Here is a 12,468-nt window from a genome sequence, read left to right on the forward strand (position 1 = left end):
GTAACGAGGGGGAAACGTATCCATGGCGATTTTGCTGGAGATGAAAGACATCCATAAAACTTACCCCAATGGTACGAAAGCGAACCGTGGTGTGGATTTAACGATACATGAGGGCGAGATTCATGCACTAGTCGGCGAGAATGGAGCTGGCAAATCAACGCTTATGAAAATATTGTTCGGACTAGAGGCACCGACAAGCGGCTCCATCCTTTATAAGGGCCAACCGCTTCGCTTCCAAGGACCGAAAGATGCGATTAAGCAAGGGATGGGCATGGTGCACCAACATTTCATGCTTGTCCCCTCGCTCACGGTTTCGGAAAACATCGTGCTTGGTGAGGAGCCCGTCAAAGGGCTTTTCTCCCTCGTGCGAGATCGTGCTAAGGAGCTTTCCGAAATTGAAAAATTGATTGAAACTTTCAAGCTGAAGGTTGATCCTCGTGCAACGGTTGAAACGATATCCGTTGGGCAAAAACAACGCGTGGAAATTATCAAGGTGCTGTATCGCGGCGCACGCCTCATTATTCTTGATGAACCTACGGCTGTATTAACTCCACAGGAAACCGATGAGTTGTTTGAATCGATCCAAACGTTGGTGCGACAAGGCTATACGATCATTTTCATTACGCATAAACTGCGCGAAGTGATGGAAATATCTAATCGTGTTACGGTGCTTAAAGCGGGGAAAACGATCACGACACTGCTCACCAAGGAAACGAATCCGGAAGAAATTTCGAGACTCATGGTTGGCAGGGAAGTATTATTCCGCGTCGAGAAGCAGCCTTCTGAACCGAAAGAAACTGTATTGTCAGCTAAGAATCTGTGCGCTTCTGATGACAAAGGAGCACCGGCGCTTCGTGGTATTTCGCTCGATATTCGGGCTGGCGAGGTTGTGGGAATCGCAGGCGTGGAAGGAAACGGACAAACGGAATTGGTCGAAACGATCACGGGTTTGCGAAAAGCAACGTCAGGTACAATCAGCTATTTTGGCGAGGAACTGATCGGAAAAAGCGTTGCACAAATTCGCGCGATGAAAATCGGGCACGTACCAGAAGACCGGCAAACGACGGGGGCCAGTTTAACGTCGACCATTGCCGAAAACTTAATTCTTGACCATTATCGGAATCCTGAATTCCGACGGGGACCTTTTCTGAATAAAAAGAAAATCAAGGAATTTGCAAAAGTGATGATGGATGTTTACGACGTGCGGGCTCAAAACGAAGATGTAATGGCAGGAGCTTTATCCGGGGGCAACTTGCAAAAAGTAGTGATTGCCCGGGAGATTTCAAAAAATCCGAAGCTTCTGATCGCTTCGCAGCCAACCCGGGGCGTCGATATCGGAGCCATCGAATCGATTCATCGTGAGATTATCAAAAGGCGTGATGGTGGTGCGGCAGTGCTGCTCGTTTCAGCTGAATTATCAGAAGTTATGGGCTTAAGCGACCGGATTGCCGTTATGTACAATGGTAAAATAGTTGCCATTCTTGATAATCATGACGGGCTGACAGAAGAGGAACTCGGCTATTACATGCTGGGGATCAAGAATCAGGAAAGGAAAGAGGCGCTCCAATGAATACAAGACAAGCTATCTATTTGGAAATCACAGGTATCATTGCCGCAGCTATCATGGCGATCCTTTGCGGATTCATCGTGATCTTGTTCTCCAGCCAAAATCCGATTGAGGCGATCAGTTCTTTTCTGGGCGGCCCGCTTTCAGGGGCGTTCAATATCGGCACCATTTTGAATAAAGCCGTACCCTTGATTTTGACGGGATTGGCGCTGTCTGTTGTTTTTCAGAGCGGCGTATTCAGCATGGGGGCAGAAGGTCAACTGTACGTTGGGGCTTTCGTAGGTTCTCTAGTCGCTGTCTATGTACACGGATTACCGGCTTGGATTTTGCTTCCCTTGGTGCTCATAAGTGCAATGGCTGGCGGGGCGCTCTATGGTGCAATACCGGGCTGGCTCAAGACAAAATGGAATGCGAATGAGATTGTCACCACGCTGATGATGAACTTCGTCGCAATTTTGACCACCTCGTATTTAGTCAACAACGTATTCAAAGATCCGACTAGCGGCGGCTTCGCTCGCATGCATTATGTGGATGAAGGTGCCAAGCTGGGCAAAATATTCGCAGGATTTCCGGCACACTATGGTGTGGTAATTGCACTGCTTGCGGCTATTGTCGTGTATCTCTTTATGTACAAAACGAGATCAGGGTATGAGCTGCGCTTAGTAGGTAAAAACAGCCGATTCGCTGATTACGGCGGTATCTCAACGAAACGTGTTGTGATTGTAAGCGTGATGATTAGCGGAGCGCTTGCTGGACTCGCTGGTATTGTTGAAATTCTGGGAGTACACGGAACTTACAAAGATAATTTTTCGTCTGGATTAGGTTTTGATGGGATTATCATTGCTTTGCTTGCAAGGAATCATCCGATTGGCGTAGTGGCTGTCAGTTTGTTCTATGCTTACCTTCAAGTGGGTGCTGCATCCATGCAAGTTGGGAGCGATATGCCGCGTGAGCTGGCTATCATTATTCAAGTTATGTTGGTCTTATTCGTTTCTTCGCAAGCGATCTTTGCTTATTTGAAACAAAAATTCGTCCTGCGTCAAAAGGCGGTGAACTAGATGCTATCAGCTCTTTGGGGTCAAATTATCGACTTATCTCTGTTTGTTGTACTGCTCAGATTCACAACACCGATTCTGCTATCGGCTTTGGGCGGACTTATCGCCGATGTCGCAGGCGTCATCAATATCGGCTTAGAAGGTTTGATGCTAATCTCAGCGTTTAGCGCCATTGCCGTTGGTTCTGTAACGGATAGTTGGGTTCTCGGTTTGGTTGCAGGAGTTGCTTCTTCCATGCTCGTTTGTTACGGGATGGGGTTCTTTTCTCTCAAACTGAAAGTGGATATGATCATTACCGGCTTTGCCGTGAATATTTTGGGTTCAGGCTTGACGATTTTCCTTATGAACAAAATTTTCGGAGTGACAGGCAACTACTCACCTTCTGGACTACACAATATTCCGGTTGTTCGAATTCCGTTTATTGATACGATTCCTTTCTTAAATAAGCTGCTTAGCGGGCATAGTCTTATGACCTGGATCGCTTTCTTATCTGTATTGTTATGTGTGTTTATTCTGTACAAAACACCATATGGGGTTCACCTCCGTTCCGTAGGTGAAGCACCGCAAGCGGCCAAATCACTCGGTATTTCCATAAATCGCATTCAATATTCGGCGCTTGCATGGAGCGGATTGTTTACGGGTTTAGCTGGCGCTTACTTATCGTTGGGCATGACGAGTATGTTCGTTAAAGATATGACCGCAGGCACAGGCTTCCTGGCACTTGCCGTCGTTTTACTCGGGAACCGCAATCCAGTTGGCATCTTGTTCGGCTCGCTGATCTTCGGCTTAGCTAGCGCGATCGCCACCGTTGTCCAAACGATTCCGGGCAGTAAAGTACCGAGTCAATTTATCCAAATGATACCTTATCTCGTAACCATTGCAGCACTTGTATTCTTTGCCATTCGCAAGAAGAAAAAGCTGAACGAAGCGCTAAGGGCGCAGGCCGAAGGGGCAGTGAAAGTCGCTGCGGCTTAAGAAAAGGAGCGAACAATGGAAACTAAAGTGAAAAGAAAAATTATTATTGATTGCGATCCGGGGCACGATGATGCTATAGCGATTTTGCTGGCAGGGGCTAATCCGCACGTGGAGCTGGTCGCCATCACGACTGTGGCAGGCAATGCCGAGGTCGAGAAAACGACGGTTAACGCGTTGAAAGTATGCGAACTGGCTGGCATCACGCACATTCCTGTGGCAAAAGGGGCGGGACAGCCGCTCGTTCGTGAGCGCCGAACCGCAGCTGATATACATGGCGATTCGGGTATGGATGGCCCTACGCTGCCTAATCCAAGGAAGTCGGTGGAGAAGGAGCATGCTGTTGATCTCCTCATTCGCAAGTTGATGGAATCAGATGGCGATATTACGCTGGTTCCTGTCGCTCCGCTCACGAACATTGCCCTGGCGATGCGCAAAGAACCTGCGATTTTATCTAAAATTCAAGAAATAGTTATCATGGGTGGAGGAACGTTTGGTAATACAACACCTGCTGCCGAGTTCAATATTTATGTCGATGCGGAAGCGGCAAAGGTTGTTTTCGAAAGCGGCGTGCCCATCACGATGATGGGGCTGGATTTAACGCATCAAGCGATCGTAACGGACGATGTTCATCAACGAATTCTAGATGTGGATAACCGGGTTTCTCATTTCGTTCATGAACTTCTGGGTTTTTTCTCCCATACGTATAAAGAAGTTTTCGGCTTTGCTGGTGCTCCGATTCATGATGCTTGCTGCGTCGCTTACTGTATTGATCCGACGGCATTCGGAACGAAGAAACTGCGGGTTGATATTGAAACAACAGGTGAGCATACGTACGGCATGACGGTTATTGATTTGCTAGGCGTCACAGGTAGGGAGCCTAACGTGAATGTGGCCTTCACACTTGACCAAGATAAATTTTGGAACATGCTTATTCAAACTTTGAAAAATTACACATAGAGGTGAATACTTTGCAAAACGTTCGCATGATTCTTGATGTTGATACAGGTATTGATGATTCAATGGCGATTTTGCTCGCCCTGAAAACAAAACACATAAAAGTAGAAGGCATTACAACGGTGTTCGGTAATACGGATGTCGTGCAAGCCACTCGCAACACGCTGCAAGTGATTGAGCTGTCGGGCGTTGATTACGAAGTACCTGTAGCTATGGGCGCAGCAAAGCCGCTGTTCCGCGACTGGCGCGGTCCTGTCACGCATATCCACGGCGATAACGGGATCGGCAACTGCGAGCTGCCGCAGCCCAAAGGAAAGGCCATTGCGGAAAGCGCTGCTCAGTTCATCGTCCGCAAGGTGAATGAAAACCCGCACGAACTAACGCTAGTGTTCGTGGGCCGAATGACGAACCTGGCTATCGCACTCGCGCAAGATCCTTCCATCGCTTCCAAGGTGAAGCGTCTTGTGATCATGGGCGGTGCAGTGAAAGTGCCTGGCAACGTTACACCTGTTGCTGAAGCGAACATTTACGGCGATCCTGAGGCAGCGCATCGCGTGTTTGAATCCGGCATCCCGATTACGCTCGTCGGCCTAGATGTAACGATGAAGACGGTCATTGGCGAGGAGCACCGACGCGTACTTATGGATTCGCCTGCACCTGGCAATGAAAGGGCGGCCGCTTATATAGGAGAAGCTATCCAGTTTTATTTTGGCGCATATGACAAGCAGAATGGTTTCTATGGCGCACCACTGCATGATCCGCTTGCGGTTGCAGTTGCTGCTTATCCGGATCTCGTCACGACGGAAGATCTTTATATAAGCATTGAGACAAAAGGGACCATGTCCTATGGAGCTACATTGGCTGATTTCCGCAGGACGGTGGCGGTTACCAATACATCAGTGGCATTTGAAGTCAACAGCCCGCGGTTTCTTGACTATTTCATCAACACATTAAAGAGCTAACGAGAGGAGAAACTTAGATGAAACCGATTATTTTGGATGTTGATACAGGTATTGATGATGCACTGGCAATAAGTTACGCGGTGAATGCCCCAGAAGTGGAATTACTGGGGGTGACGACTTGCTTCGGTAACGTTACAGTTCAAGAAGCGACCCGCAATACGCTGCTTGTTCTTGAACACTTGGACAGCTCAGTTCCTGTCATTCCGGGAGCGGCAAAGCCGCTTTTCGTTAGCCGGGTGAAAGCGAGTGCGACCCATATTCATGGCGAAGACGGAATTGGGAACACGCTGACAGATATGTCTACACGAGAAGCATCGAAGCAATACGCACCACAATTTATTATTGATCAGGTGCGGAGTAAGCCGCATCAAGTGACAATTATTACGGTTGCAGCGATGACGAATTTGGCGCTAGCGATCATGCAGGCTCCTGATATTGTTGGCCTAGTGGACAAGGTGGTTGTTATGGGCGGGGCTGTAACCCGAGCGGGTAATGTGACGCCGCATGCGGAAGCAAACATTTACGCTGACCCTGAAGCGGCGGATTATGTATTCGCCTCCGGCATCCCGATCACACTGGTTGGCCTCGACGTAACGATGGAGACGCTGCTGCCGAAGAAAGATGTTCAGGTATGGCGGGACAAGCAAACGGCTCTCAGTACCTTATTGGCGGATATGACCGACTTTTATATCGATGCCTATGAAGATTTCTACCCAGGCATCGGCGGCTGCGGCCTTCACGATCCGCTTGCCGTTGGTGTGGCCATTAATCCGGATTTCGTCAAAACGAAACGCTTGCATGTTCGGGTCGACCTCGACGGTTTCCACTCACTAGGCCGTACAGTTGGTGATCTGCGAAGCAGGCCTGCACACGAGCCTAACATGGATGTTTGTTTGGAAGTAGACGCTGAGCGCTTCTTGGAACACTTTCTCAGTAAAGTAGTTTAAATGGAAGTGACTCGATTTCGTCATAAGATTTATATATAATGGCATAATAACGAAACGTGGCGGACTGGGCACACAGTCCGTTTTTTTCTTTTCGCAGGGAGGCATCATGAAATACATTTTATTTGTTTTAGCTGGGGCATGCAGCTTCGGTTTATTATCTACTTTTGTAAAGAAAGCTTATGAGTCTGGTTTCAATGTCGGCGATGTCGTCGGCAGCCAAAACCTATTCGGTGTGATTATGTTGTGGATGTTGGTATTCTTGACCGCGAAATCCGCCAAGCAAACCTCGGCATCTAGTACGTTTAAAGTAACAAAACGGCAAGTGCTCTCGCTCATGGCCGTTGGTACGACCACAGGCATAGTGGGTATGTTATATTATGCGGCATTGCAATATATTTCCGCTTCGTTCGCGATCATCTTGTTGTTTCAATTTACATGGATGGGCATTTTGCTGGAGGCAATCGTTGAACGCAAACGCCCTGGCAAGGAGAAAATTCTATCACTTGTCATTTTGTTTGTTGGGATTATTATGGCAAGCGGCTATTTAGGCGGGGGGCAGGAAGCTGTTTCGTGGATAGGTGTTGCCCTTGGCTTGTTGGCTGCAGTAGCTTATGCGCTCTTCATCTGGTTTAGCGGGAAAACAGCCAATCATGTCGCCCCGATCACACGAAGCGCTATCATGCTAACTGGTTCCTTCATTCTCGTCATGCTGGTGTTTCCACCGCATTTCCTTGTGAACGGATCTTTACATGAGGCACTGCTTCCTTGGGCGCTGCTGCTAGCTCTCTTCGGTGTCGTCATTCCGCCGTTGTTCTATGCCATAGGTGTACCGCGTGTTGGCGGCGGACTAGCAACAATCTTGAGTGCGGCTGAACTGCCAACGGCCGTCATTATGTCATACGTCGTGCTGAATGAGTCCGTCAACTGGCTGCAATGGCTTGGCGTGGCGATCACGATGTTCGGCATTGCCCTTCCTGAGCTTATGAAGCGCAAGAAGAGTCAAGCCGCTATTGTCGGCGCGAATGTAAGTGCGTAGTGTGTGATCGTCGCGTCTTTTTCGACATTTAGCATTTATAAGTTTTGGGTTTGGGGGTAAGCGATGCTTATCCTTTTTTTCAGTTGATAAGAATAAGTGAATGAGGGATTTGAGGAGATTGAGGGGATTGAGGAAGCCAAGTTGGAAAACGTGCAACAATTTCCTTGATTTCTGCTGAATAAGTTAATGTTGTTGTATGTTGTACAACAATTTAGCGTTCTTTTCTGGTAATGTGCTGTTTTTGACTGGAATTGTTGTAATTTTTGCAACAATCGCGGGGAAAACGTGAAAAACCATGCTAAATTTTGTACAAAATGCAACAATATGTAGCAGCCTGACAGAGTAAATGCAACAACATACAGCAAAATGATAGAGAAAGAAATTATATGGTTACAAAGTGCACCATCTCATACATAAGCGCCCGAATAATTCATGCATGACCAAAGATGTAGCCTATTGCCCCGCAGCAAATTGGGCTTTCCCGGTTGATTTTATTCCATCAACCGATTACAATGCTCATGAATCTGTTGATGAGGTGTTCGCTATGCGTAGATGGTTTAAGGAAAGTTGGAAGCGCTTATTTCAGCGTAAAACGATTTTTCGCAATATGGTTACCTTGTCTTTATTTGTAGCTGTCATTCCGGTAATAGCCGTGGGATTCGGAAGCTATTGGTTTTCTGCTTCAGTCGTACAGAGTGAAGTTAACCAATCAAATGTCCGCATTTTGAATAATGTGTCCTCGAGTATCGATTCCACATTGGATCGGATACAAAACAATGCCATACAAATGCTGCTGGGCACTTTTTTTAGCTCGAATTTGACAGAGCTGAAAAGCACGAACTATACCGGCTTTTATTCCGGCATTTCACGTGAGTTATCTGCGCTGCAAAATGGCAACAAAGAAGTAAGCGATGTCGCAATTTACGTACCGGACGAAGGTTATTTAATTTCGCCAATCAACGGTGGCCGCAGAATTACGGAAGACAAAGATCGCCAGGCTTTGCTGAAAGAACTTGCATCCGATGACCAGATCAGATGGGTCACGGGGCCGGTTCCGTATTTACCCGGTTATCATCTTAACGGCGTAACCCTGATATCTAAGGTGCCGCTATTAGCCAAAAATCCGACTGGACTTTTGTTTATACGTATCGATGAGGCACTCTTTCAAAACATTATGAGCCGGTTCGTCAGTTATAGCGGCGAGCAAATGTTCATCTTAAACGCAACGGGCAACCTTGTGACTTCAAGCGGCGGGAATAGCGTTCCAGAAGGCTTAGTCGAACTTATTGCTCAAAAGCGAACTGAGCAGCGCTTTACTTTCACTTTTCAAGATACGGATTACATGGTGACGCCAATTACTTCCTCCTACAACAAATGGCAGTATATTAACATGGTGCCGGTCAATGAATTGAACGCCAAATCCAAAGGCATTGCCATGATTACGCTGACGATCATTGCCGTTTGTCTTGTACTGGGTATCTTAATTGCGTTATGGGGTACACGGCGTGTCTATCGACCGATCGAGAACCTCGTGGCCCATTTGAAAGGCGGACAAGCACTCGACTCGGAAACGGATGAAGTTGGCTTCGTACGCAAACGATGGGGTGAGCTGAACAGCACGGCCAATCAACTGCAGCAGCAGCTAAGCGATCAATTACCTTTAGTTCGAGAAATCTTTGCACTGCAGCTGTTGCAGGGGCGGTTTCTCCACTACTCTGGGGATCAGTTAGAGGGCATGTTACGCAGATACGACGTACCTTCAGGACGGGAAAACAGTGTCTTCGTCATCACTTGCGACCCGCCGCAGGAAAGCGGTTCGCGCTTTCAGGAAAATGACCGTGATTTGATCGTCTTTGCCTTGAAAAATATTGTCGGTGAACTGATGCAATCGCAAGAGATGGAGGGTATCATCATCAATCTGCTGAATGACCAGGTCGCTGTTTGGCTGTTCCGCGACCCCGAGGAAACGGATGATGGGCAGACTGAGGTTAAATTGTTTGCGGAACGCCTGCGAATGCTTGTGTCCGATTATCTACGTCTTCCAGTGACGATCGGTTTGAGTGGACAGAGCGAACGGATTACAGAGCTCCCCGAACTTTATGAAGAGGCGGTTTTGTCTGTTCGCTCTCGCATGATCGTTGGCGGTAATCAGGTGATTACGCACACGGGCGGTGGCGGCGCATCTGAACTTCATTACCGCTATCCGCTCGAGATCGAAACCCACTTCGAACATTCCCTGCAGCTAGGCGATCAGGAAGAAGCGGAGCGGATGCTGGCCGAATTCGCCAAGTCGATGAGTGACAACGTCCAAAAGCTAGAGCTGATTCAAATGTCGTATTATCGGCTGCTAACCGCTGCAATTCGTACTGCATATTTGTTGGGTCTCGATTCGGCGCATTTGTTCGGAGAAGCGGAATCCGATCCTTACGGACAAATCCACAAAATAAGCACGATTCGTGAATTGAACGAATGGTTCAAGCTGCAAATGGTCGATCCGATTGTTGCTTATGTCCATGGCAAACAGCACCAAGAACATGAACAATTAATCCAAAAGGTCGTCCGCTACATCGAGGACAACTACCACTTTGATCTATCGCTTGATCAATGCGCGCAAATTTGCGGTTTGAGTTCCCACTATTTAAGCAAACTGTTTAAAAAGACGATGGATGTTTCATTTATCGAATATTTGACGAAGATCAGGATTGAACAGTCCATCGAGCTGCTGCGAACGACGGATTTGTCGGTTTCGGACATTGCCGAAAGAGTCGGCTACCAGACGAAAAACTTTATTCGTGTATTCAAAAAGCACATCGGCGTAACGCCGGGTCAATACCGGGGAGCCGATAATGATAATTAGCATGCACATATTTTGTTCGGCAGGCTTGTTCTAAAGCAAGAAAAGCGTATAAATTTTCGGAGGAACCCCATTACTGCGGGGTTTCTCTTTTTTTGCCTCAGACGTTTTAGACTACAAGAATTGGTCATTGTACGGAAAGCTGTGATCATTGTACGATCTGTTCATGCAAAACAGCGAGATGCTAATGACATGAACGAGAGGTGAGGAAGTTGTCGCAAAGTCAATTGAAACCGCTCCAGGCAGCGGCACCAGCTGGAGTGGAAAAAGCAATTCGAGTAAAAGGCTCGTGGGTGCAGGATTGGGCCGTCGCGATAAAACGTGACAAATATCTATATGCAATGGCAGCGCCTGGATTATTGTTTTTCCTGCTATTTAAATATTTCCCATTGTGGGGACTTCTGCTTGCCTTTCAAAACTATTCTCCTTATTTAGGTTTTTGGGATAGTGAGTGGGTGGGCCTGAAATACTTCAACGAGTTTTTCACCAATCCCGATTTTATGCAATTGTTCCGAAATACGATGGCGATCAGCTTGTTGAACATCTTTTTCTTCTTCCCGATTCCAATCGTAGTGGCACTTCTGCTGAATGAGGTGCGTAAGCTCGCTTTCAAAAAAATCGTACAAACGGTCATTTACTTGCCGCACTTTCTTTCCTGGGTCATTATTGTTGGGATTTGCTTTCTGATCTTCGGTCAAGGCAGCGGAGTCATTAACCAACTGATCGCCGAGTCCGGGGGACAAAAGATCGAGTTCATGACGGAACCGAACTTATTCTGGGCTATGCTGACCGCACAAAGCATCTGGAAAGAAGCGGGTTGGGGGACAATCATTTTTCTTGCCGCCCTTGCTGGCATTAACTCAGAGCTATATGAAGCTGCGCAAATCGACGGTGCTAGTCGCTGGCAGCAAGCGAGGAATGTGACGCTTCCCGGTATTAAAAGCACGATCATCGTCCTGCTCATCCTGCGTTTGGGGCAAGTGATGGACGTAGGCTTTGAACAAATTTACTTGATGATGAGTGGACCGGTTGCGCATCTGGCCGATGTTTTCGATACCTATGCGTACCGTGTAGGTATTCAGCAAGGAAGATTCGGTTATGCAACGGTTGCCGGACTTTTCAAATCTGTGGTAGGACTAATCCTTGTTGTAATGTCCAATCGCTTAGCCAAAAAATTCGGAGAGGAGGGACTCTACTAACATGAATAGAAGCTTCGGCGTGAAATTCTTTACTGCGATCAACTACGCTGTGTTAACGATATTTGCGCTTGTGACGTTGCTGCCATTTCTCTATGTCATACTTGTATCTTTTACCGACCCGACAGAGTACATGAGCAAATCAATCGTATTAATACCACAAACATGGAGTCTCTCTGCTTACGAATTTATTTTTTCGACTAACGCGTTCGTGAAAGCTATGGGAGTCAGCGGATTTTTGGCGGTCTTCGGTACGCTCTTGAGCCTAATCGTTACGAGTGCACTCGCTTATGTCCTATCGCGTAAAAGGCTGAAGGGAAAGAAATTTTTCTTGGTTGCTATTTTGCTAACCATGCTTTTTAACCCGGGCATGATTCCAAATTATTTACTCGTGGATAGTCTTGGCTTGATGGATACGGTATGGGCTCTCATATTGCCTGCATTGACTAGCGCTTGGTATGTCTTTTTAATGAAAAACTTTTATCAGGAAATACCGGATGAATTGGAGGAAGCGGCTAAAATCGACGGCTGCTCGGATATCGGGGTTTTTATCCGTATCATGCTGCCTGTGTCCGTTTCAGCGCTTGCAGCATTCGGCTTGTTTTATGCTGTAGCTTACTGGAATACGTACTTCAGTGGAGTTCTCTACATTAACACAGACACGCTCAGACCGCTGCAGGTTCTGCTGCAAATGATGCTGGTTTCTGCTTCGCAAATGGCGGACCCGTCCATTGCCGCAATGCTGGAGAGTGAGCAGACGGTGCCACCGCAGGTGATCAAAATGGCCGCTGTCGTTATTTCTTCGCTTCCAATCGTCATCGTCTATCCGTTTCTGCAAAAATATTTTGTCAAAGGCATGATGGTTGGCTCCGTGAAAGGATAAAGGTTTATAGCTCTGAAAGGGGTGATGCTGGCTTAAACG

At 47.2% G+C, this 12,468-nt stretch carries 10 protein-coding genes; all 10 read left to right on the forward strand.

All coding sequences use genetic code 11. The annotated features are described in order from the left end of the window. The first annotated feature begins 22 nt into the window (after nucleotides 1-22). Nucleotides 23-1,570, forward strand: coding sequence for an ABC transporter ATP-binding protein (locus AC58U0_RS11390; protein ID WP_497379104.1), 1,548 nt, complete (start codon nucleotides 23-25; stop codon nucleotides 1,568-1,570). After that, the gene (locus AC58U0_RS11395; protein ID WP_497379105.1) at nucleotides 1,567-2,625 is read left to right on the forward strand and encodes an ABC transporter permease; all 1,059 of its coding nucleotides are present in this window, start codon (nucleotides 1,567-1,569) and stop codon (nucleotides 2,623-2,625) included. Before AC58U0_RS11390 ends, AC58U0_RS11395 begins: the two co-directional genes overlap by 4 nt. Beyond that, nucleotides 2,626-3,597: an ABC transporter permease gene (locus AC58U0_RS11400; RefSeq protein ID WP_497379106.1), complete on the forward strand. Its 972-nt coding sequence runs from the start codon at nucleotides 2,626-2,628 to the stop codon at nucleotides 3,595-3,597. 15 nt (nucleotides 3,598-3,612) lie between these two features. Next, nucleotides 3,613-4,554, forward strand: coding sequence for a nucleoside hydrolase (locus AC58U0_RS11405; RefSeq protein WP_497379107.1), 942 nt, complete (start codon nucleotides 3,613-3,615; stop codon nucleotides 4,552-4,554). A gap of 11 nt (nucleotides 4,555-4,565) precedes the next feature. Beyond that, the gene (locus AC58U0_RS11410) at nucleotides 4,566-5,513 is read left to right on the forward strand and encodes a nucleoside hydrolase (RefSeq protein WP_497379109.1); all 948 of its coding nucleotides are present in this window, start codon (nucleotides 4,566-4,568) and stop codon (nucleotides 5,511-5,513) included. Between the two features lie 17 nt (nucleotides 5,514-5,530). Continuing rightward, nucleotides 5,531-6,460: a nucleoside hydrolase gene (locus AC58U0_RS11415; protein WP_497379110.1), complete on the forward strand. Its 930-nt coding sequence runs from the start codon at nucleotides 5,531-5,533 to the stop codon at nucleotides 6,458-6,460. Between the two features lie 106 nt (nucleotides 6,461-6,566). After that, a complete protein-coding gene (locus AC58U0_RS11420) occupies nucleotides 6,567-7,496 on the forward strand; it encodes an EamA family transporter (RefSeq protein ID WP_497379111.1) in 930 nt (309 codons plus the stop codon). 544 nt (nucleotides 7,497-8,040) lie between these two features. Then, nucleotides 8,041-10,353, forward strand: coding sequence for an AraC family transcriptional regulator (locus AC58U0_RS11425; protein WP_497379113.1), 2,313 nt, complete (start codon nucleotides 8,041-8,043; stop codon nucleotides 10,351-10,353). Nucleotides 10,354-10,562: 209 nt separating this feature from the next. Continuing rightward, the gene (locus tag AC58U0_RS11430) at nucleotides 10,563-11,549 is read left to right on the forward strand and encodes an ABC transporter permease (RefSeq protein ID WP_497379115.1); all 987 of its coding nucleotides are present in this window, start codon (nucleotides 10,563-10,565) and stop codon (nucleotides 11,547-11,549) included. A gap of 1 nt (nucleotide 11,550) precedes the next feature. After that, a complete protein-coding gene (locus AC58U0_RS11435; protein ID WP_497379116.1) occupies nucleotides 11,551-12,429 on the forward strand; it encodes a carbohydrate ABC transporter permease in 879 nt (292 codons plus the stop codon). The last annotated feature ends 39 nt before the right edge of the window (nucleotides 12,430-12,468 follow it).

It is taken from the genome of Paenibacillus sp. J31P190, assembly GCF_059692075.1.

Bases quoted from the DNA above. Each gene is read 5' to 3' on its own strand.
- AC58U0_RS11390 (WP_497379104.1), top strand. From the start codon at position 23: ATGGCGATTTTGCTGGAGATGAAAGACATCCATAAAACTTACCCCAAT.
- AC58U0_RS11395 (WP_497379105.1), top strand. From the start codon at position 1,567: ATGAATACAAGACAAGCTATCTATTTGGAAATCACAGGTATCATTGCC.
- AC58U0_RS11400 (WP_497379106.1), top strand. From the start codon at position 2,626: ATGCTATCAGCTCTTTGGGGTCAAATTATCGACTTATCTCTGTTTGTT.
- AC58U0_RS11405 (WP_497379107.1), top strand. From the start codon at position 3,613: ATGGAAACTAAAGTGAAAAGAAAAATTATTATTGATTGCGATCCGGGG.
- AC58U0_RS11415 (WP_497379110.1), top strand. From the start codon at position 5,531: ATGAAACCGATTATTTTGGATGTTGATACAGGTATTGATGATGCACTG.
- AC58U0_RS11420 (WP_497379111.1), top strand. From the start codon at position 6,567: ATGAAATACATTTTATTTGTTTTAGCTGGGGCATGCAGCTTCGGTTTA.
- AC58U0_RS11425 (WP_497379113.1), top strand. From the start codon at position 8,041: ATGCGTAGATGGTTTAAGGAAAGTTGGAAGCGCTTATTTCAGCGTAAA.
- AC58U0_RS11435 (WP_497379116.1), top strand. From the start codon at position 11,551: ATGAATAGAAGCTTCGGCGTGAAATTCTTTACTGCGATCAACTACGCT.